Source organism: Exiguobacterium sp. s161, from assembly GCF_018619045.1.
GTDB lineage: Bacteria > Bacillota > Bacilli > Exiguobacteriales > Exiguobacteriaceae > Exiguobacterium_A > Exiguobacterium_A indicum.
Genome location: NZ_JACSNH010000001.1, coordinates 1,160,237 through 1,179,350, shown reverse-complemented (window position 1 = coordinate 1,179,350; position 19,114 = coordinate 1,160,237). Strand labels below are relative to the sequence as shown.

The 19,114-nt window shown below is 45.9% G+C and carries 23 protein-coding genes; 7 read left to right on the top strand and 16 right to left on the bottom strand.

Features of this window, described 5'->3' with window-relative positions:
* Window positions 1-8 precede the first annotated feature (8 nt).
* The gene (locus KNQ14_RS05795; RefSeq protein ID WP_214859980.1) at window positions 9-917 is read right to left on the bottom strand and encodes a helix-turn-helix transcriptional regulator; all 909 of its coding nucleotides are present in this window, start codon (window positions 915-917) and stop codon (window positions 9-11) included.
* 83 nt (window positions 918-1,000) lie between these two features.
* Between KNQ14_RS05795 and KNQ14_RS05790 the strand changes: the two genes are divergently transcribed.
* Complete coding sequence (locus KNQ14_RS05790; protein ID WP_133207409.1) at window positions 1,001-1,525, top strand: dihydrofolate reductase family protein; 525 nt, start codon at window positions 1,001-1,003, stop codon at window positions 1,523-1,525.
* A gap of 50 nt (window positions 1,526-1,575) precedes the next feature.
* Here the strand turns inward: KNQ14_RS05790 and KNQ14_RS05785 are convergent, their stop codons facing one another.
* The 3 genes from KNQ14_RS05785 to KNQ14_RS05775 are packed head-to-tail and all read right to left on the bottom strand — an operon-like array spanning window position 1,576 to window position 3,544.
* Entirely contained in the window at window positions 1,576-2,796 is a 1,221-nt protein-coding gene (locus KNQ14_RS05785) for a cation:proton antiporter (protein WP_214859976.1), read from the bottom strand.
* Window positions 2,797-2,799: 3 nt separating this feature from the next.
* Complete coding sequence (locus tag KNQ14_RS05780; protein ID WP_029341865.1) at window positions 2,800-3,300, bottom strand: cation:proton antiporter regulatory subunit; 501 nt, start codon at window positions 3,298-3,300, stop codon at window positions 2,800-2,802.
* A gap of 25 nt (window positions 3,301-3,325) precedes the next feature.
* Window positions 3,326-3,544, bottom strand: a complete 219-nt coding sequence (locus KNQ14_RS05775) for an AbrB/MazE/SpoVT family DNA-binding domain-containing protein (protein WP_023468485.1) — start codon at window positions 3,542-3,544, stop codon at window positions 3,326-3,328.
* 249 nt (window positions 3,545-3,793) lie between these two features.
* Here KNQ14_RS05775 and KNQ14_RS05770 point away from each other — a divergent pair, with 249 nt between their 5' ends.
* Window positions 3,794-4,099 carry a hypothetical protein gene (locus KNQ14_RS05770; protein ID WP_214859975.1) on the top strand — a complete coding sequence of 102 codons (306 nt, stop codon included), beginning with the start codon at window positions 3,794-3,796 and terminating at the stop codon, window positions 4,097-4,099.
* On the opposite strand, the gene KNQ14_RS05765 is transcribed toward KNQ14_RS05770, so the two are convergent.
* Both KNQ14_RS05765 and KNQ14_RS05760 read right to left on the bottom strand, forming a co-directional pair.
* Window positions 4,082-4,705, bottom strand: a complete 624-nt coding sequence (locus KNQ14_RS05765; RefSeq protein ID WP_214859969.1) for a zinc dependent phospholipase C family protein — start codon at window positions 4,703-4,705, stop codon at window positions 4,082-4,084. The two genes, KNQ14_RS05770 and KNQ14_RS05765, sit on opposite strands and share 18 nt — an antisense overlap.
* 3 nt (window positions 4,706-4,708) lie before the next feature.
* On the bottom strand, window positions 4,709-5,278 hold the full coding sequence (locus KNQ14_RS05760; RefSeq protein WP_214859967.1) for a GNAT family N-acetyltransferase: 570 nt from the start codon (window positions 5,276-5,278) through the stop codon (window positions 4,709-4,711).
* 130 nt (window positions 5,279-5,408) lie between these two features.
* On the opposite strand from KNQ14_RS05760, the gene KNQ14_RS05755 reads away from it, so the two are divergent.
* Window positions 5,409-6,620, top strand: coding sequence for an MFS transporter (locus KNQ14_RS05755; RefSeq protein WP_050677237.1), 1,212 nt, complete (start codon window positions 5,409-5,411; stop codon window positions 6,618-6,620).
* A 17-nt stretch (window positions 6,621-6,637) separates the two neighbouring features.
* On the opposite strand, the gene KNQ14_RS05750 is transcribed toward KNQ14_RS05755, so the two are convergent.
* The 3 genes from KNQ14_RS05750 to KNQ14_RS05740 form a co-directional block, all read right to left on the bottom strand.
* Window positions 6,638-7,195: a ribonuclease FAU-1 family protein gene (locus KNQ14_RS05750; RefSeq protein ID WP_214859965.1), complete on the bottom strand. Its 558-nt coding sequence runs from the start codon at window positions 7,193-7,195 to the stop codon at window positions 6,638-6,640.
* 105 nt (window positions 7,196-7,300) lie between these two features.
* The gene (gene bglA / locus KNQ14_RS05745) at window positions 7,301-8,758 is read right to left on the bottom strand and encodes a 6-phospho-beta-glucosidase BglA (RefSeq protein ID WP_214859963.1); all 1,458 of its coding nucleotides are present in this window, start codon (window positions 8,756-8,758) and stop codon (window positions 7,301-7,303) included.
* A 24-nt stretch (window positions 8,759-8,782) separates the two neighbouring features.
* A complete protein-coding gene (locus KNQ14_RS05740; protein ID WP_214859961.1) occupies window positions 8,783-10,675 on the bottom strand; it encodes a beta-glucoside-specific PTS transporter subunit IIABC in 1,893 nt (630 codons plus the stop codon).
* A gap of 164 nt (window positions 10,676-10,839) precedes the next feature.
* On the opposite strand from KNQ14_RS05740, the gene KNQ14_RS05735 reads away from it, so the two are divergent.
* Window positions 10,840-11,550 carry a GntR family transcriptional regulator gene (locus KNQ14_RS05735; RefSeq protein WP_214859959.1) on the top strand — a complete coding sequence of 237 codons (711 nt, stop codon included), beginning with the start codon at window positions 10,840-10,842 and terminating at the stop codon, window positions 11,548-11,550.
* Window positions 11,551-12,028: 478 nt separating this feature from the next.
* Here the strand turns inward: KNQ14_RS05735 and KNQ14_RS05730 are convergent, their stop codons facing one another.
* Complete coding sequence (locus KNQ14_RS05730; RefSeq protein ID WP_214859957.1) at window positions 12,029-12,370, bottom strand: hypothetical protein; 342 nt, start codon at window positions 12,368-12,370, stop codon at window positions 12,029-12,031.
* 321 nt (window positions 12,371-12,691) lie between these two features.
* On the opposite strand from KNQ14_RS05730, the gene KNQ14_RS05725 reads away from it, so the two are divergent.
* Entirely contained in the window at window positions 12,692-14,077 is a 1,386-nt protein-coding gene (locus KNQ14_RS05725; protein ID WP_214859950.1) for an MFS transporter, read from the top strand.
* Between the two features lie 42 nt (window positions 14,078-14,119).
* Here KNQ14_RS05725 and KNQ14_RS05720 read toward each other — a convergent pair whose 3' ends face one another.
* From KNQ14_RS05720 to KNQ14_RS05710, 3 genes are read right to left on the bottom strand one after another with little or no spacing between them, the layout of a single operon-like run.
* Window positions 14,120-14,752 carry an HAD hydrolase-like protein gene (locus KNQ14_RS05720; RefSeq protein ID WP_214859948.1) on the bottom strand — a complete coding sequence of 211 codons (633 nt, stop codon included), beginning with the start codon at window positions 14,750-14,752 and terminating at the stop codon, window positions 14,120-14,122.
* Window positions 14,733-15,242, bottom strand: coding sequence for an AAA family ATPase (locus tag KNQ14_RS05715; RefSeq protein WP_214859947.1), 510 nt, complete (start codon window positions 15,240-15,242; stop codon window positions 14,733-14,735). Before KNQ14_RS05715 ends, KNQ14_RS05720 begins: the two co-directional genes overlap by 20 nt.
* Window positions 15,239-16,051, bottom strand: coding sequence for an MBL fold metallo-hydrolase (locus tag KNQ14_RS05710; RefSeq protein WP_214859946.1), 813 nt, complete (start codon window positions 16,049-16,051; stop codon window positions 15,239-15,241). The genes KNQ14_RS05715 and KNQ14_RS05710 overlap by 4 nt, the downstream gene beginning before the upstream one ends.
* Window positions 16,052-16,180: 129 nt before the next feature.
* Here KNQ14_RS05710 and KNQ14_RS05705 point away from each other — a divergent pair, with 129 nt between their 5' ends.
* Complete coding sequence (locus KNQ14_RS05705) at window positions 16,181-16,564, top strand: VOC family protein (protein WP_251138274.1); 384 nt, start codon at window positions 16,181-16,183, stop codon at window positions 16,562-16,564.
* Between the two features lie 44 nt (window positions 16,565-16,608).
* On the opposite strand, the gene KNQ14_RS05700 is transcribed toward KNQ14_RS05705, so the two are convergent.
* Window positions 16,609-17,037, bottom strand: a complete 429-nt coding sequence (locus KNQ14_RS05700; RefSeq protein WP_214857824.1) for a hypothetical protein — start codon at window positions 17,035-17,037, stop codon at window positions 16,609-16,611.
* Between the two features lie 327 nt (window positions 17,038-17,364).
* A complete protein-coding gene (locus KNQ14_RS05695; protein WP_214859944.1) occupies window positions 17,365-17,766 on the bottom strand; it encodes an RrF2 family transcriptional regulator in 402 nt (133 codons plus the stop codon).
* Window positions 17,767-18,137: 371 nt separating this feature from the next.
* On the opposite strand from KNQ14_RS05695, the gene KNQ14_RS05690 reads away from it, so the two are divergent.
* Window positions 18,138-18,443: a hypothetical protein gene (locus KNQ14_RS05690; protein ID WP_064299743.1), complete on the top strand. Its 306-nt coding sequence runs from the start codon at window positions 18,138-18,140 to the stop codon at window positions 18,441-18,443.
* A 158-nt stretch (window positions 18,444-18,601) separates the two neighbouring features.
* Here the strand turns inward: KNQ14_RS05690 and KNQ14_RS05685 are convergent, their stop codons facing one another.
* Complete coding sequence (locus KNQ14_RS05685; protein ID WP_214859943.1) at window positions 18,602-18,991, bottom strand: thiol-disulfide oxidoreductase DCC family protein; 390 nt, start codon at window positions 18,989-18,991, stop codon at window positions 18,602-18,604.
* Window positions 18,992-19,114 lie beyond the last annotated feature (123 nt).

Sequence of the window (19,114 nt, the reverse complement as noted above, 5' to 3'; positions counted from 1 at the left end):
TTTTTTGATCAATTCTGTCCGAACGGCTTATCGGAATGTTGCACAGCAATCATTTTTTCTGCTTGACGAATCAACTGCTCCCGGAGTTCGAGTGGTTCAAGGACTCGCACTTCCGGACCGAGCCGCATCAATTGGCGTCCGAGATACGGCAGTTCGGTTTCCGGAACCAACCATGTTCGTTCCGACTGAATCGGTAAAATCCCCTCTAGCAACCGTTCGCCTAATGGTGATACTTCCAGTTTCACCGTCGTCATCGGTACACGTGTCATGTCTTGTTCCAAATCTGAAAAGGTTAACTCGGTTGCTGGCAACTCATGAAGCGTCACGTCTTTGATCCGATCAACACGGAACTGGCGATACCCTCGATTCGTCTGTCCATAGAAGTACCAGCGATTCTGTTCGAACGATAAACCAATCGGATCTACGACGATCATGCGTTGTCCTTTTGTCGTCTCATACAGAATATTCCCCATCCGTCCGCTCTCTAACAAGTCGAGTAACGCTGGATTTTGCGGCGACGGTGGTGTGTCGACCGTTTGAAAGCGAAAGCGGTCTTTCCATTTCACAATCTGTTGCTCCGTCATTTTCGGTAACTCGTTCGCATAGCGTTCAGCGACTTCCTGTCGAATCGTACCGAATGGAAAATCGGGAATCTGTCCGACCCATTCCAGAAGGATGAATAAGACAATCGTCTCTTCATCCGTCAAGACGAGTGGCGGCATGTTCCGGTGCGGCAGCATCCGGTAACCCCCCGCTACGCCTGGTTCGCTGTAGATCGGATAACCATTTGCTTCAAGTACCGTCATGTCCCGTTGAATCGTCCGGATCGACACCTGACATTCTTCCGCAAGCATCCGTGCAGAGAAGTGTTCCCCCCGGTTTAACAAGCGGACTAAACGCCATTGTCTCGTATTCATACATTTCCTCCTCAAATAACGACATCTTTTGTCGTCATTATACGCTAAGATGAAGTCACACGATGCAAAAGGAGGAATTATGGATGTCACAACCTACGACCGTTCTTTATATCGCTTGTAGTCTTGACGGGAAAATTGCTAGACTCGACGGTTCACTTGATTGGTTATTTGCCGTTGCCGGAGACGGGGATAATGGTTATCAAGCGTTCTATGATCAAGTCGGTGCCGTCATCATGGGACGAAAAACATATGATGAGGTCCTGCAACTCAGCGAGACATACCCTTACGCAGATATTCCGAGTTATATCTATAGTCGGACGCAACGAACGTCTGAGACGGTCACCTATACGGATGAACCGCTCGATCAACTGCTTGACCGGATCACGCCAACGATCGAAGGTAACGTCTGGCTTGTCGGTGGTGGCGAATTGATTCAAGAAGCGTTGCGTTTAAAACGCATCCGCTCGATTGAACTGGCGATCGCACCCGTCATCCTCGGAACAGGCATCCCGCTGTTTCCGGAAGGGACGAATGAAACGAATCTTCGTTTGACAGCAAGTCGCCATTCGGGACAATTCCTGATGGCGACGTATGAAGTCTTGACTTAAAACAACAACAACCGGTTCGGGAAAGCGAACCGGTTGTTCGTTTATATCAGTCAGGCATTTTTCTTCGTTTTTTTCTCTTTTGGTTCCGTCCACTTGAAGATTTTATTCATGATGTTGTAAATCCGTTTTGATTCCTTCGTCATCAACGGTCCGAGGATGGCGAGAATCAAGACGTACAAGGCTGAGAATGGTGACAAGATATCCATCAACCCACCAGCGATTCCGAGATTCGCGACGATGATCGAGAATTCCCCACGCGAGACGATTGTCAAGCCGATGTTCGAGGATGCTTTGTGTGACAAACCTGCTTTACGTCCCGCGATCATACCAGCCACATAGTTTCCGATGATCGTGATGACGACGGCACCGAGTGCGAGCCAAACGGCGTCAAGTAACATCGTCGGATCGATACTCAACCCGAAACTGAAGAAGAAGATCGCACCGAAGAAATCACGGAATGGTACGACGAGATGTTCGATCCGTTCGCCTTGATCAGTTTCCGAGAAGACGAGACCGAGTAACAACGCCCCGATTGCTTCTGCAACATGAATCGTTTCCGAGAATCCGGCGATGAAGAACAAGGCAGCAAAGACGACGATGATGAAGACTTCGTCCGAGGCGATCTTCAGCATCTTATTCAAAAGCGGTGTTGCCTTCCGAGCGACGATGAAGAACAACAACATATAGCCGAGGGCGATCAAGATCGATGTGAGGGATGCGAGTAATGTCGTCCCACCACCGAGAAGCAGTCCCGATAAGACCGACAAGTAGACAGCGAGGAAAATGTCCTCGAACATGATGATTCCAAGAATCAATTCCGTCTCCGTGTTACCAGTCCGGCGGAGATCAACGAGGACTTTCGCCACGATCGCACTCGAGGAGATCGTAATGATTCCGGCGATGACGAGTACTTCATAGAGTGGGAATCCGGCGATGAATCCATAGAGTAAACCACCTGTAAAGTTAATCGATAAATAGATCGTTCCGCTCGTGACGATCGATTTTCCAGACCGGATCAACTTACCGATCGAGAACTCGAGTCCGAGATAGAACAAGAGGAATAGGACGCCAATTCGTCCGAGGAAACTGATGAACTCAGCACTTTCAATGAACTTGAAGTCTAGTATCCCGATTGTCGGAGCGTGCGGTCCAACAATCATCCCGAGAATGATTAGAAACGGGATGATCGAGAAATTGAGTCTGTTCGCGAGCACTGCCGCGATTGCCACTAAGATAAGCGCGGTACCGACTTCAAATATGAGATGATCCATATATTATCCGCCTCCTTCGATTGAGAATAATGCTTTCGTGATGTGACGGATGTTTTGACGCTCTCCAGATAAGACGATCGTATCACCGGCTTCAAGGCGTGTATCCGGTCCTGGATTGAGTGATTTTGAACGGTCATGCTTGAGCACCGCAATGATTGAAATATCGTAATGGTTACGGACATCGAGTTCACCGATCGTTCGATTGTTGACCTTTGAATCCTGACCGACTTTAAACCATTCAATGACGAGATCATCAAACGCGAGTTCAATTTTTTCGAGATCCTTCGGCTTATAGGATAATCCTCCGAGAATTCCTGCCATCTGACGGGCTTCTGCGTCATTGAACGTCACGCTCGAGATGCTCTCATCAAAATCATCGTCATCGTAGTGATGCATTTCGCGTCGTCCATCATCATGGACGATGACGACCACCTTATCTCCTCGTGTCGTGATGCCTTCGAACTTCCGTCCGATTCCTGGTAAATCTACTTCTCGCATATCCATCTGTTATTTCCTCCTTTTTTTGTTTTTATAAATGATGATTTGCTTTGTGGATGAGTGTCTTGAACGTCTCATCGCTCAATATATCTTGAAGGTCATGCAGCTGTTTCAAATCCGCTTTCGCCATGATGACAAACCCGTCCTCCTCAATGAATGCCACGCGATCTCCTTCCTCCACTTGCAAGGCCTGCCGAATTTTTTTGGGGATGGTGATCTGTCCTTTTGACGTTAACTTTGATAGCTCCATCACGAACTTCCTTCTTTCTGTGTTTTTCTTGTTTTCCTTACTTCCTTACTTTTCTTATTACCATCTTAGCATAGATTTAAACTTATTCCGAGTGTTTTGCTTTGAATTAAAATTTAAAAAACGATTTTCTTTTTGTTTAAGCTTATGTATATGAGTACTTTTGAAACAACTTACAATTGAATAAAGAAAAAACGCATCCTATTTTAAGTGGATGCGTTCTTCGTCTTATTGTTATTCGGAGGTGATTTTATGTCGCAATTATTTTTAATTGCGTTTGTAATCTGTATTTTATCGTTGAATGTGGCAGCGATCTATCTTGTCCATAAACGAATCGTACCAGCTATAGTCGCTGGCTTAACAATTCTCTTCCTGATTCCAACCGTCAGTTGGACCGTCATGGTACTTTTTGTATTCGCTTTATTCGTCACACCAGTCATGGATTGGTTTGAAGGTTTAGAAAGTCTGATTAACCTGATGTGGATTGGTCTGTTGAACGGATGCTGCTACATCTTATTCGGAACCGTCAAATGGATCATTTCAATGATTCGGAGATGATTCTTTGGCTGGATTGATCTTTAGCCCTTTTTCACCTAAGTGATGGAAGGACCGTTCAATCGCTGTTTCGATATATCCATCCAATTGATGCGGCAACAAGATATCATATTCTTGTGGCAGAACGGTTCGTCGGTCCTCTTCTACCTCGCTAACAAATTGCGGAAGTGCTTTCCACCTCGACTGTACACTCACTTCATAAAGCGCTCCGTTGATCGCTTGTTCATTCCAGTTCACGAACGGAGCGATGCGTGTATTGTACCGCCTAAAGTCATCATGATATCTTGAACCGATTGAGGCGTCGGCTATGATCGCTTGTCGCAACCAGGTCATATAAAAGCCGCGTAACCAAATATCGTCCGCTATCAGATGGACGTAATAGCCACTTCGAAAAGATGGATTCCAAGACGCCGAGTCTCTCCAAAACGCTTCGTAGTCAATCGCTCGTGTCCCGCTCGCTAATTCACCCGTATAATAGTGGGCTTGCTCCTTCTCGTCATAGCGCGCATCAGGAGCGATCGTACCGAGAAGAAATCGAGCGGGGTCTAGTTCCGAAAGTAACGTAATCAATCGTTGTCCGATGTAGGCATGCATCAGTCGTGAACCCATCGCTTACTTCCCTTCGTAATCGCTACGCGTGATCGCATAAATTTTTAAGTCCCAGAAACGCTCTTTAACGAATAAAGCACTCCGCGAGATCCCTTCGAACGTCATGCCGATTTTTTCCATGACACGAGCTGATCCATCATTCGCAACAAAACAACGGGCTTGAATGCGCTCGAGTCCGAGTGTCTCAAAACCGTACTGTACGAGACGCGCTGCTGCTTCCGGCATCAAACCCTTCCCCCAGTAATCGCGCGACAGCGCATAACCGAGTTCTGCTTGATGTTGCTCAAACGAGACTTTGATGAAATCAATCGTTCCGATGACTCGTCCGTTCGTTTTGTCTTCGATTGCCCAAGGTGCCGGATTTCCTAGTTCGTATTGACGAAGGATGTGATCGACGAATTGCTCAGAGTCCGCGAGGCTTTTATGCGCATGCCAGCTGACATATCGCGCCGTCTCTTCATCTTTCGTATAGGCATAGATATCTGCTGCATCTTCCATGCGAACCGGTCGCAAACGGAGTCGTTCCGTTTCAAGTATAGGCAAAGCTTGATATAAATCGATGGTCGTTAACATGATCGAACCCTTCTTCCTTTGATTTTTTCCAAGTATACCCACTCTTCCATAAAAAGTATAGAGATATACGAAAACGTTATCAGAATTTTCTGGTATACTATTGGAAAATGATGTAAGAAAGGATGCTGTCATGTCTTCTCGGGAACGAACGCTCTTAAGTGCACTCGGTATTTCACAGTTTGGTGACTTCATTTATCTCGTTGCGATCAACGTTTACATCTATCGCTTGACCGGCTCAGCGTCAGCCGTTGCTGCGCTTTGGATCATCAGTCCGGTCGTCGCTCTCGTCATCAAGTCGTTCGCGGGAAGTTGGGTCGACCGATCCGACTTACGTCGACTGTTGATTCAGACTGATTTGTTACGTGCTTTCTTAATCGGTATCATGCCATTTCTACCATTATCGTTGCTTTACATCGACTTGATCGCCTTAGCTATCATCAAAGCGGTCGTTGAACCGGCAACGTTGACCTACATCACGACGCTTGTTCCACAAAACGATCGGACGTCGTTTAATGCCTATCGTAGTCTGATCACGTCTGGTGCTTTTTTAATTGGTCCGGCTCTCGCTGGAGGACTGCTCTATGTTGCTTCTGCTGACATTGCCATTTGGCTCAATGCCATCTCGTTTCTCGGATCAGCTGTCCTACTGATGCGCTTGCCGCGTTTTACCGCTTCGGTCGAACGAGGGATGCGGCTGCAAGACATTATATCCGATTGGCGGCTTGTCTATCAGTTCAGCAAAAGCGCACGCTACGTGACCGGATTGTATATCCTCGCGATGCTGATGATGATCGCGACACTTGCGCTTGATACACAAGAAGTCGTCTTTTTACAGCGGAGCATCGGATTATCGGAAACCGACTATGGTTTACTGATGAGTCTGACTGGGATTGGTTCCGTCGCCGGCAGCTGGGTCGTCGCCCGCTATGCTAAAACGCTCTCGATTCGGACGATGCTGACGATCGGCTATGTATTTGTCGCTGTCGGTTACATGCTGTATGCGAATGCGAATTCGTTTTCGATCGTCTGTACTGGTTTCTTGTTGCTCGGTAGTTTTCACGCATTTGCGGGGACCGGTTTCCTAACGTTCCAACAGACGAATATTCCACTCCACTTAATGGGACGCTTTACGAGTCTATACGGTGTCGGCGTCAGTCTGCTACAGATTCTAGCGATCGTCGCGATCGGTCTGCTCGGTGACATCTGGTCGATTCGTTTCAGTACGATTCTATTTGCCGGTCTCCTCGTGATCGTGACGATCTGTTTCCTTGGATTGGTTCTCCTCCCGCGCAAGCAACAGTATTTCGCAACGAACGAGATCAACGAAGAACGACATGCCTAAAAAAACAGGGAACCCCGTCAACGCGGTGTTCCCTGTTTGAGTTGCAATTCTAACCGTTCTTTCATTACTTCAACGTGTGCGACGAGCGGAAAAGTTCCGTCTTGTAGTTGTTTTTGCAGTTGTTTTGCTTCCGCTAAAGCGAGCGCGTATTCCGCTTCTGAGACATCCCCTTGCTCCCGTGCTGCTTCTAGTTCGTCCGTGTCGATTAACAAAACTTGTCCTGATGGCAAGGCGATGAGATCGAGAAACAGATCTTCCCAGTAAATACGTTCGTCCTCTACTCCGGTACGAAGACAGATATCGACATAGGTCTGTACCAACTGACCTGTGGCGTCAAACATCGAGGTCACGGCATGATGGGCATCGCTTGGGAATTGTTGTACCCAGACGTAACCAGCGTCAGCGATTCGAATCGTTTCGTCACCATAACGGACGTCTAACGGTGAAGTGACTTCAATGAGTTGAAGGAGTGTCACATGTCCTTTGAACACTTTGTTTTCTACTTGTTCATGAACATAGTGTCGTTGTGTGATGCGACGCCAGTCACGTCGATCGGCATAGCGTTTTTTTATCATTTACCGGTCCTCCGTTTTTTCCTTAGTGTGCCATACCCCACTTCTTTTTCATTCTAATTCTTTAAAAAAAGAGGCAACGGATTTTTTCCGTTACCCCTTACTTCATCATTTGGCCGTCTCTGAACCGTGTAACGCAGCACCATTCGTCTCGATGACGTGACGATACCAATCGAACGAATCCTTTTTCATCCGTTCCATCGATCCGTTACCCTCGTTATCCCGATCGACGTAGATCATGCCGTAGCGTTTTTTCATCTCCCCTGTCGTAAAGGAGACGATGTCGATGACGCCCCACGGCGTGTAACCAATCAATTCGACGCCATCTTCGAGTACAGCTGCTTTGAATGCTTCGATATGCGCACGCAAGTAATCAATTCGCGCCGTGTCATGAATCTGACCATCCTCGATCGTATCAATTGCACCAAAACCGTTCTCGACGATGAACAACGGAATCTGGTAGCGATCGTATAGACGATTCATCGCATATCGGAGACCAACCGGATCAATCGCCCAACCCCAATCACTCGACTGGATGTATGGGTTCTCAACGCCATTTGCGAGACCACCGTTGACGATATTTCCCGTGTTATTGACGACAGCATCATGTTTGACGGTCGTCGACATATAGTAACTGAATCCGAGATAATCGACCGTTCCGTTTCGCAAGATTTCTGCGTCACCGTCTAGAATCGGAATATCATACCCTTCCCGTTTGAACTCATTCAACGCATAAGATGGATAGTAGCCGCGGACTTGGACGTCTGGGAAGAAATAGCGCTGACGCATCGATGTCTCAGCGAGCAGGATGTCTTCCGGGTGCGATGAATACGGATAGATCGGTACGTGCGAGACCATTGCTCCGATCTCGAAGTCCGGGTTGATCGCTTTTCCTTTCGCGACGGCAAGTGCACTTGCGAGTAACTCGTGATGTCCCGTTTGATACATGACTTCCATCGCGTTCTCTTCCGGATCAAGGAGGACACCGGAATTCGTCCAGAGGAATAATGGATTGCTGACATCCATCTTGTTGTTGATCTCATTGAATGTCATCCAGTACTTGACCTTGTCTTTGTAACGCGTGAAACAGACTTCCGCAAATTTTTCGAAGAACAGCGCTACTTTCCGGTTGCGGAATCCACCGTATTCACGTGCGAGGTGGAGCGGCATCTCAAAATGCGACAGCGTGATGATTGGTTCAATGCCGTATTTCAGTAATTCGTCGAAGACGTCATCATAAAACTTCAGTCCTTCTTCGTTCGGTTCCGCTTCGTCTCCGTTTGGGAAAATCCGACTCCAACCGATTGACGTCCGGAGACATTTCAGTCCCATCTCAGCGAACAGGGCAATATCTTCTTTATAACGGTGATAGAAATCAATCGCCTCGTGGTTCGGATAAAATTCATTCTCCTCTACCTGATCCGTGATGCGACGAGCGACACCGTGCGCCCCTGCCGTCAATACATCAACGACGCTCGGTCCTTTCCCACCAGCATTCCAGCCACCTTCGAATTGATGCGCCGCTAACGCACCGCCCCATAAGAAATCGTTTGGTAATGTCTTCATCTTCATGTCCTCCTTCTTTTTCTCTTACTTGATGATCGTCAAAATCTGTGTATTTGCCGTCGTGACCGTCTCGTCCGTCGGTAGAATTCGCGCATAACTCTGCGTGTTCGTGATAATGATTGGCGTGATCGTCTCGAGTCCATGTGTCTCAATCGCTGTCGCATCAAACGTTACGAGTAGATCGCCTGTCGTCACGGATTCGCCTTCTTTGACGTGAAGCGTAAACGGTTTACCGTCGAGCGTCACGGTCTCAAGACCGACATGGATCAAAACTTCGACACCACTCGTCGAGCGTAATCCGATCGCGTGACCTGACGGGGCGACCATGACGACGGTACCGTCAAACGGAGCCGTGACCCGGTTGTTCGTCGGACGAATCGCTACCCCTTGTCCCATCGCACCTGAAGCAAATACAGAATCCGGTACATCTGATAAAGCAACAATCGTTCCTTCAAGTGGTGCGCGAAGTGTCTCTTCGTTTGTCAGAGTTGCGCTGACTTCCTGTTTTGCAACTGGTGTCGCTGTACTTTCAGATGCTACGACCGGAGCAGCCTGCTCCCCGAAACCGAACACTTGAATCAAGACGATGGGTAGAATCAAGGCAATCGCCGTTCCGATCAATAAGCCGATGATCGACGATGGATAGTCGGAGTCGATACCGTTGACGAGCGTCAATGGTCCAGGTAATCCGGCGTAGGCAAAGTAATATGGTTTAAAGAAACTCGCCGTGACAGCACCGATTGCTCCGGAGATACAGCCATAGATGAACGGTTTCTTAAAGCGGAGCGTCACCCCATAGATAGCCGGTTCCGTGATACCGAAGATACCTGTCAGTCCGGCCGAAACCCCGACTTTTTTCGTTTCTTTGTTGCGTGCTTTCAAGATGACTCCGATGACGGCACCGATTTGAGCGATGACGGCAATCGTTTGGTAGGCCTGGAACGAGTCGCGACCATATTGTTCGAAGTTAGCAAGCACCATCGGCGTGACACCCCAGTGGACACCGAAGATGACGATGACTTGCCAGAAGCCACCGATGATGAGACCAGCAACCGCAGGAGCATTCTCTGCTAAGTAGTTATACCCGTTTGCAATCCCTTCTGCACCCAGTGTCGTGATCGGTCCGATCAAGAGAATCGTAAGCGGCACCATCAACACCATGCTGAAGAATGGGACGAACAACGGACGGACGACTTCATGGATCGTCTTGTTCAGGAATCGCTCGACATAGGACAGGATCCAGACGAGGAATAATGGCGGTAAGACCGATGACATATACGTCGTCCCGGATAATGCGATTCCTAAAAACGTGATGGATTCACCAGCCGTGATGCGTGCTGCGATATCTGCCCATGTTGGACTGACCAGTGCCGCACTACAGGCGACCGCAATGAAGGCATTTACCTTAAAATGATTTGCTGCCGTGATGGCAATGAAAATCGGCAAGAACGTAAACGGTGCCCATGAGATGAAGCTGAAGACTTCATAAGTACCTGTCTTTGCGAATGCCGGAAAAGCGAGCGTCGTCAAAATCAATGTTCCCTGCAGAATCCCCGCTGCAGCTAAGATGTAGACAAACGGTGCAAAGACGGCTGACATCGTCGCAATGATTCGGTTGAGAACCGTCCCTTTCGGTGCCTCTTCCGTTTCCGGTTGTTCCAAATCGACAAGCTTCAAAAATTCTTGATGAACTTCCCCGACGTGTTGACCAATGACGACTTGAAACTGCCCGCCAGACTCAACGACCGTAATGACGCCAGGTAGTGCATTGACTGTTTCCTTGGCTGACGAATCCGATCGTTTCAAGACGAGACGAAGTCGTGTGGCACATCGGACGGCGCTGATGACGTTGTCTTCGCCCCCGACGGCTTCTAAAATCGAATGCGCCAATTGTTGATAATCGCGAACCTTGCCCATATCGTGTACCTCCCCTGAATATGACGCGTTGAATACCCTTTCATTTTAATTGTACATGCACAATTAATCAATACATAAATAATTTAATTTACCATGTTATTAATCAAGAGAAGGCTTATGCTATACTGAATAAAGAAAAAGTTTGCAAGAAAAGAAGGTGTCCTATGCTGAAATACCAACAGACAGCCGATGAAATCGAACGGTACATAGAACAACATGAGTTGAAACAAGGGGACAAACTACCGATTCTCGAAGAGTTGATCCGACAGTTCGCTGTCAGTAAGACGACGATGACAAAATCACTTGAGTTACTCGAACGAAAAGGAATCATTTTTCAAGTCCGCGGAAGCGGGATTTTTGTCCGGAAGACGAATCGTACCGGCTACATTCGTCTGTTCTCGACCCAAGGATTCAAGCAGAATCTCGTCGATCATGCGATTGAGTCGACTGTTCTTGCACTCGAACCAATCGCTGCAACGAATAACATCGCGAAGAATCTCGGGATCGAGGCAGGTGAGACGGTTTATTACGTCAAGCGAATCCGCTACATCGACGGCAAGATCCTCTGTCTCGAAGAGTCTTACTATCGTCAATCGATTGTTCCGTACTTAAATCGTGAAATCGTCGAGCAGTCGATCTTCGAATACTTAGAGACGGCACTCCAATTGAATATTGGGTTCTCGGATATGTATATGCACGTCGGGAAGTTAAGCGCTGAGTCGGCTCGTCATCTAAATCTCACCGAGGGCGATCCTGGATTAACGATTGAGACAGTATTTCATTTGACGAACGGTCGTCCGTTCGACTATTCCGTCATCACATACCACTATGAACATTCACAATTCGTCGTTCAGGCAAATGGGCTATACCTTTAACAAACGAAAAAAGTAAAAAAGCGAAGTCTGATGATCGTCTTCATTTTACTGAAGACGTTGCATCGGATTTCGCTTTTTCTTTTAAGAAACTAACTAAAATTAATATACAAAACGGATAAATCGCTAAAACGACAATCAATAATAAGCCAAGAACTGGGCTCGGAAAATCAGTAGGATACGTGACTGGAAACCACTGACTCAGAGCATACAACATAAAGAAGAAATACGGTATCCAACTGAAAGAAGTCGACCAAATAAGTCGGTTTCGAATTGTTATCCCCCGAATCAGTCGAATAGGCGTAAAGAATAGAATAGTGCACACCAATATCAACAGGCCATCGATTAGATAAAAAAATTGGTATGATGTTCCCGTTATGCGGATAATACGTTCGATGTTTAATGTCATCTCAACAGGAAGAAAGAGAATCAAGGCGAAAAACAGACTCCATCCGTTCCATTTTATAAATAATCGCATCCTTTAAATACCTATCTCTTCTTTACTAGAATTTTCGATATACAGTTCCCCATCAAATGTCGTCAAGGCAATCACTTTCCCGTCTTTTTCATACCACGCCGTTGCGCCTTCACGATCGTGTTCTTTCCAACCGGCTTGGCGAATCCGAGTCCCATAGAGTAGACCCGGTCCGTCAGTTTCCGAGACTAGACGGGTTTTGATTTTCCACTCGCCTTGTTTTTCAACTGCTGTAGCAAATCGCGGCACCGGAAAACCGGATACTTTTGATTCTTGAAATCCAGCATACCAACTACCGATGACTATAATGAGCCCAAGACATATAATGGCGATACATTTCTTTTTCATAAGCATTCTCCTTTACTTTCCACCCTCATTTTAAAATTACCAAAATATAGTCTTCTTTCCCTCATCCTAAAGGCGGATTACTGATTTTTTCGTCGTGAAAACACATGAAAATTGTTTCGAATTTATGAAAACATCCAAAAAAATTTCAATTTTTTTCATAAAAAATGCACACCTTTGTTTGTTCTTAGAGTCGCAACGGTTTGACAACTCCCGGCACAGAGCCATTTTCAGTCGTTTTCAAGTGGTTAAGCGCATTAGCAACTTGACTTCATTTCCTGCTATGGTACGATACGAACTTATCAAAGGGAGTGAACAGAACTTATGAAATTCAGAAAAGAAAAAGTCAATGTCGTTGACATGCAGCAAACCAAAAAGAGTGTCTACGCGACCGGAATTGGGAATGCGATGGAATGGTTCGATTTTGGTCTTTATTCCTATCTCGCAATCATCATCAGTCAAAACTTCTTTAGCGCTGTTGAAAATGATGAACTGAAGCTCGTCTTTACTTTTGCGACGTTTGCGATCGCTTTTTTAATGCGACCAATCGGCGGAATCGTCTTTGGACGCATCGGTGATCGTCTCGGGCGGAAGGTCGTCTTAACAACGACGATCGTCATGATGGCTGGTTCCACGCTCATCATTGGTCTATTACCGACCTACGATCAAATCGGAATTTGGGCACCGATCCTGTTATTGTTAGCCCGGATCTTACAAGGATTCTCGACTGGCGGTGAATATGCCGGCGCAATGGTCTACATCGCTGAGTCATCACCAGATAACAAACGGAGTGCCCTCGGAAGTGGACTTGAAATCGGTACACTCGGTGGATATATTCTCGCCTCATTACTGGCTACAACACTTTTCGTCACCTTATCGGATGATCAAATGGCATCTTGGGGATGGCGGATTCCCTTCATTCTTGGAGCACCACTCGGTTTATTTGGTCTCTATTTACGTCGTCACTTGGTTGAATCACCGATCTTCGAAAATGAGATTAATGAAAACACAGAAGAGCCTGCGACATTCCGCGAAATTCTTCGCGACCACAAACGTGATATCATCGTTTGTTTCATCGCTGTTGCCTTCTTCAATATTACGAACTACATGCTCTTGTCCTACATGCCATCGTACCTCGATGAAGTCATCGGCATGTCAAGTTCGACAAGTACGATTCTAATTACTGGTGTCATGGTGATCATGATTCCGCTCGCTTACTTCTTCGGGAAGCTCAGTGATAAAAAAGGGAATCGTAATATCGTCCTTTTCGCGTTAGCCGGACTATCGTTGCTTTCAATCCTGTCGTTCTTCTTGATTGGTCTTAAACCACTCTTGTTCGTCGGAATCGGGATCTTCATCCTTGGCTTCTTCTTGGCGATCTTTGAAGGAACGATGCCAAGTCTTCTACCGAGTATCTTCTATACGGATGTCCGTTACCGGACACTATCCGTGACGTTCAACGTCTCGGTCTCAATCTTCGGTGGAACGACGCCACTCGTTTCGACTTGGCTCGTCCATACGACACAAAATCCGCTTGCTCCTGCTTTCTATCTAACAGCAGTCAGCGTCATCGGATTCGTCACGTTCTTCTTCTTCTTTAAAAATACAGCCGGAAAAGCACTTAAAGGATCGCATCCGACTGTATCGAGTGAAAAAGAAGTCGCGTCGATCGCGAAGAAACCAGACGATGCCCTCTGGTGGGCAGAATAATTGCTATAAGTAAGAGCCGTCTTCTACAGAAGACGGCTCTTTTTAGTAGACAGCACTCAACTCTTTTACGACTCGGTCCGCGACTGCGAGTTCCTGCTCTTGTGCAAAATCGAACTGACAACCGATTGCAGCGAGCCCGTTCGCATGCGCCGCTTTGAAATCAGATAAGCGGTCACCGACAACGTAGCCTGACGAGATATCGTTCATCTTACAAATCTCCCGTACGAGTGCTGATTTATCACCGGAACGAATGTCTTCAATGCTATAGACATGATCGATATACGCTTCAAGTCCATACGTCGTCACGATCGCTGACAAGTAGGATGGCCACCCATTACTGGCGATATAGACGGAGTGACCCGCTTGTTTCAAACGAGCGAGCAACTCGACCGTTCCTGGATATAAGCGACCGTGCCCCGCTTTGACTGCCTGCTCTAAGCTACGTCGAAACTTGTGATCCGCAGCCTGTTGGTCTGTGGCTGAAAAGTCCGGTAGTAACGTCTGCCAGACTTCCGGTAACGAGACGCCCATGATCTGCTGATAGAGGGCGAGTGGGGTTTCCCCCTCCCAGCGTCCCGTTTGACGCAACTCTTGAAAGACCTCTTCTAGCGCATGCGACAGCACGGCATTCGTTTGAAACAACGTTCCATCCATGTCAAAAATGTAGTGTGTCATTCGCTCTCCCCTTTTGCTCTTGATTTATCATTTGAATCACGGATTCTATCGATCTATCCTCAGCAATTAGACGATCTGTCGGGCGGTGATCCCGATCAATCCACCAGCGTTTCATATCCGTCACAGAAAATTCCGTGGGCTGGCGCATTTCATGGCGACGAACCGTTTCTTCAAATGAGACGTCAAAATAATACGCCGCGTATCGTGAAGTAAAGCGTCGTTCTAACCGGTCAATCATCTCACCGTACCAGTCCTGTGCAAGAATGCCTTCCAGCAGAATCGTCGCGTGGCGTCCGTCAGCAAGTCCGATCAACTCTTCGATCCAGCGAATCGCCGGATTTCCTGGTCCATCTTTTACATTCAACATCTCCCTGCGGATGACATCTTGCGAGAATAAGATGCTATCCGGTAAGACCGATCGTAACGCTTTTGCAAGCGTCGTTTTTCCACTACCAGAATTCCCACGGATGACGATCAAGCGCGACTTCATGTCGTGAACCAGTCCCCGTTTAAGGCAGCAATGTACCGCTCTGCAGAGCGCACTACTGCTTCAGACGCACCGCTTTCGATTTTCCGATGAAAGGCGTCATATAATTTTTCAAAGTGAAGCGGACGTAACGTTTCTGCCATTCGCGCGACCGTCTTTGCCGGAAGCGGAATCACATTCGGATAGCTGTACATGAAACTGACCCATGCCCGATCGGCAACGATCCGAATGATGTCTCCTGTCAACAATAGACCTGCTGATGCGTCTTTTCGTTCACAAATGACTGCTCCTTTGAAGTGACCACCGACGCGATGTAACATCACATCTTCCGTCAACTCCAAGCGTTCACCACTCCAGAAGACGATGCGCTCACTTGGTCGCGTCACGAACGACGCATCATCTTCATGAATATAGATCGGCACGTCAAAAGTCTCCGCCCATTCGACTTGTGTCGCGTAATAATGCGGATGTGATAAAGCAATTGCCTGAATCCCGCCTAATTCGTCAAGTTGCTCTTTCGTTGTTGAATCAAGATATGTAATGCAGTCCCATAACAAGTTGAACGATTTTCCTTGGACAAGATATGCCGTCTGACCGATACCAAACGCCGGTGTCGTCTGAATCGCATAGACGCCTGCTCCGTCGTCGCTAATGACGTTTTGATACGTTCCTGACGTTTGCATGGCAGCGAGCGTCGTCCACGTTTGACCAGTTGGATTGACATACTGTCGTTCCTCTAAGCAAATCGGACATGTTTCGCGTTGCGGATTGATTTGTTCAACACCACACGTCGTACAGATGATGGTTTCCATATCATCATTCCCTTCCTATTCGTAAATGATTTTCCTGATATATCATAACATATTCCATTTATAGGGATTGGAGGAATTAAGAGGCGGTTATCGAAAAGAACATGTATGAAAACAAAGGAGGAGATTCTGATGTCAATTTCGACCCACCTCATTGCGCCCCGCTTGAACGCTGTCTTTTTGCATGTTCAGGATGTGAAACGTGCCGCCGCTTGGTATCACCAGTTACTGCAGCTGCCGTTTGATGCGTCGCGCGTCTCGTCACCTGTCTACAATCTTCCACTTGAGGGTCCAACGAGTTTGACACTCGATGATCATACGAATGACGCAACGTACCGACATCACCCTTCTCCCCATGCCTTGTTTAATTTTTATGCGACGGACATCGATGCATCCTATCAGTTTGTGCGGTCACTACACGCACCCATCATTCGAGACATCGAACGTTTCGATGACTTTGCTTACTTTACGTTTGCAGATCCCGACGGCAACGTCTTGATGCTCTGTACAGGATAAGACAAAAGCAGGTCGAGCCACATTAGTGGTTCGACCTGCCTTGTTTAACGAGATGTTCGATCGTCATTTATGACGCTTTGAAAACGTTCTGTGAACCGATTGATTGCCTCTTCCGTGTCTAAAATACCTAAAAACCAGATCTTTTTGTCTTCCGAAAATGTAAGATGCAGTGACCCTTCTATTGTGGACTTCACTTCAAGCGTAGCAATCGTATCCGACTTCATTAAAGTCTTTTGTGATAGAGTGACCAGTTCATTCGTCAACGTTTCGCGTGTACCTTCTGATGTCTTTTCACGAAGTAGATGAATCGTTTTGCGGAGCAGTTCGGTCTTTGAAACACTTAAAAGATTCAATTCGCGGATTTCGAAAGTATAGGCGTTCTCGTCTACCCCGGATTGTTGAACGATGAATCGCGGGGATTGCACTAAGCGTTGAATGAAGTGAACGAACATTCCGATGGTCATTTCGGACATTGCAAAAACCTCCCTTTTACATGGATCAATGGACGGATTCCTTTAATCCTTTATCTGAATGGGATTAAAGTCCCTTATTATAATCTAGACAGTGAACAGAATGAAGGTACAATTCCCCTTCAATATAGCTAATACAATAAACAAGTACAAATTGAACATGTTTTAGTTGTAAAAATAAGATTCGAATAGCATCCGAATCTTGTTTATAGTAACATAAGAGATACTAGTTTTTAGTATAAACGGATCATAATTAATTATGAGTGTCTGTTTTCATTATGTACAAGGATAAAGAGCCAGAGAGCAATCCTTTGTCTCTGACTCTTTACTTCAATCATTGATCGATGGCGCAATTAAGTCTAGTAACGTATAGGCTTGAAGTGCGTCCGTGAAGGACGTGAATGCTTGATCGAACGCTTGTCGTGTGTTCTGTAAACTACCATTTTTATTTGGAACTGTCACATTTTCGAGATAAGACACTTCTTCGAATAAATGGACGATTTCTCCTAATGTAATCGTATCTGGCGATTTCGCTAACTTGAATCCACCATTACGACCTTGTACGGAGATTATGAGACCGAACTTACTTAAAGAATGGACAATCTTCATTAGATGGTTTTTAGAAATATCGTAATGTGTTGCTACTTCTTGAATTTGTACAAGTCTAGTCGGATGCGACGCTGCATAAATTAGCACACGAATAGCATAGTCCGTAGAGCGAGTCATTTTCATCCATTTCACCTTCTTTTTAATTCCTCTTACAGAAATAGTACAAAAGCTCTCTCGCTTTCACAATTGATAGTGTGGTTTCAAGTGCAGCAACAAATAACCAACAGTGATTTTGCACATAATATATAGCCTATCTTATAGGATAAGAAGTGCGAAAATCTAGTTGTTTTTTCGTAAAAAGGCAAAATGATATTTTAGAAATTTGTAACTCTTGTTTCCTATCACGAATATCTAAACGAATTGAATGGTCGTCCACTCTTAAAAATGAAAAGCGTTTAGATTTTTCTGCTGTTTACGAATCGATGAATAGTGGAACACAATTAATAACATGTATGAAAATGATATGAATAATATAGAACTAGGAAGTGAAAAAAGTGGAAGGTGATTTAAATCAAATCGTCTGCTGTTTGAATCAAGATTTCAGACAACAGCGAACTGTGTTTAGTGCATTGACCTTGAAAGAAACCAATCCCTGTATCGTCTTAATGGAAGATCATCTTCATAGGCAAATGAATGATGCGCTGTATCAATATCCAGAATTTATTGTAGAACTAGAAACGTTGATTTACCGATGTTTGATCGATGTGCGAGGAGCACGTGAATCCGTCTCACCTTCCGAGATTTTTATTTCCAAAGCTCAGTTATACTCGCCTTATCATTATTTAGTCACATTTTTATGAACAAGTGTAATCCGACCGTTCAGATCAGAAGAAAGATCCAATATTAAGCTGAATAGTTGATTTTATATCACTCGGATCTGGTCCAACCAAAAATATAGTATTTATTTTAGTTAAACGACAAAAAACCGCGATTTAGATGAAGGCGGTTTTTTCCTATTTCAATCATGAAATCGAGCACGCGTCTCTGATGAAGGCAGCGCACAATGTTGTTTTACACCGAACCACTGATGTCGATTTTTGGCGACAACATCATACACACAATCTCGGAATGACCGTGGAAAAATACGTAAAATAGTCAACAGTTTCCATCCACCCTGTAAATGACCAGCAATTCGTAACGCTGCGTCCGATTTGATATAGGGTACTCCTCGTTCAATTACGACGACACTGTCAATCGTTGCCGGGAGATGATGACGCTTTACGAATTCTTGTCCGGTCTTTCCTTGTAACGATGCAAAATCATGGTACCCTTGGTCTCGTTTTAAGATGAACTGGACGCTTGCGTCACAGAGATTACACTCTCCATCAAATAAGACGATTGCTTTCATGAGTGATTCATCCTTCCCGTACTGTTTATCGAATTACTGTGTTACTTACACTTTACCTTTACTACACTCTTTTTTGATAGGCGTGATGTCATGATGTTAAATATTGATAGCGCTTTCTTTCTC

What these genes read in the sequence shown, in the direction of transcription:
- KNQ14_RS05795 (WP_214859980.1), bottom strand. Translation starts at nt 917, where the DNA reads ATGAATACGAGACAATGGCGTTTAGTCCGCTTGTTAAACCGGGGGGAA.
- KNQ14_RS05790 (WP_133207409.1), top strand. Translation starts at nt 1,001, where the DNA reads ATGTCACAACCTACGACCGTTCTTTATATCGCTTGTAGTCTTGACGGG.
- KNQ14_RS05785 (WP_214859976.1), bottom strand. Translation starts at nt 2,796, where the DNA reads ATGGATCATCTCATATTTGAAGTCGGTACCGCGCTTATCTTAGTGGCA.
- KNQ14_RS05780 (WP_029341865.1), bottom strand. Translation starts at nt 3,300, where the DNA reads ATGGATATGCGAGAAGTAGATTTACCAGGAATCGGACGGAAGTTCGAA.
- KNQ14_RS05775 (WP_023468485.1), bottom strand. Translation starts at nt 3,544, where the DNA reads ATGGAGCTATCAAAGTTAACGTCAAAAGGACAGATCACCATCCCCAAA.
- KNQ14_RS05770 (WP_214859975.1), top strand. Translation starts at nt 3,794, where the DNA reads ATGTCGCAATTATTTTTAATTGCGTTTGTAATCTGTATTTTATCGTTG.
- KNQ14_RS05765 (WP_214859969.1), bottom strand. Translation starts at nt 4,705, where the DNA reads ATGGGTTCACGACTGATGCATGCCTACATCGGACAACGATTGATTACG.
- KNQ14_RS05760 (WP_214859967.1), bottom strand. Translation starts at nt 5,278, where the DNA reads ATGTTAACGACCATCGATTTATATCAAGCTTTGCCTATACTTGAAACG.
- KNQ14_RS05755 (WP_050677237.1), top strand. Translation starts at nt 5,409, where the DNA reads ATGTCTTCTCGGGAACGAACGCTCTTAAGTGCACTCGGTATTTCACAG.
- KNQ14_RS05750 (WP_214859965.1), bottom strand. Translation starts at nt 7,195, where the DNA reads ATGATAAAAAAACGCTATGCCGATCGACGTGACTGGCGTCGCATCACA.
- bglA (WP_214859963.1), bottom strand. Translation starts at nt 8,758, where the DNA reads ATGAAGACATTACCAAACGATTTCTTATGGGGCGGTGCGTTAGCGGCG.
- KNQ14_RS05740 (WP_214859961.1), bottom strand. Translation starts at nt 10,675, where the DNA reads ATGGGCAAGGTTCGCGATTATCAACAATTGGCGCATTCGATTTTAGAA.
- KNQ14_RS05735 (WP_214859959.1), top strand. Translation starts at nt 10,840, where the DNA reads ATGCTGAAATACCAACAGACAGCCGATGAAATCGAACGGTACATAGAA.
- KNQ14_RS05730 (WP_214859957.1), bottom strand. Translation starts at nt 12,370, where the DNA reads ATGAAAAAGAAATGTATCGCCATTATATGTCTTGGGCTCATTATAGTC.
- KNQ14_RS05725 (WP_214859950.1), top strand. Translation starts at nt 12,692, where the DNA reads ATGAAATTCAGAAAAGAAAAAGTCAATGTCGTTGACATGCAGCAAACC.
- KNQ14_RS05720 (WP_214859948.1), bottom strand. Translation starts at nt 14,752, where the DNA reads ATGACACACTACATTTTTGACATGGATGGAACGTTGTTTCAAACGAAT.
- KNQ14_RS05715 (WP_214859947.1), bottom strand. Translation starts at nt 15,242, where the DNA reads ATGAAGTCGCGCTTGATCGTCATCCGTGGGAATTCTGGTAGTGGAAAA.
- KNQ14_RS05710 (WP_214859946.1), bottom strand. Translation starts at nt 16,051, where the DNA reads ATGGAAACCATCATCTGTACGACGTGTGGTGTTGAACAAATCAATCCG.
- KNQ14_RS05705 (WP_251138274.1), top strand. Translation starts at nt 16,181, where the DNA reads ATGTCAATTTCGACCCACCTCATTGCGCCCCGCTTGAACGCTGTCTTT.
- KNQ14_RS05700 (WP_214857824.1), bottom strand. Translation starts at nt 17,037, where the DNA reads ATGTCCGAAATGACCATCGGAATGTTCGTTCACTTCATTCAACGCTTA.
- KNQ14_RS05695 (WP_214859944.1), bottom strand. Translation starts at nt 17,766, where the DNA reads ATGAAAATGACTCGCTCTACGGACTATGCTATTCGTGTGCTAATTTAT.
- KNQ14_RS05685 (WP_214859943.1), bottom strand. Translation starts at nt 18,991, where the DNA reads ATGAAAGCAATCGTCTTATTTGATGGAGAGTGTAATCTCTGTGACGCA.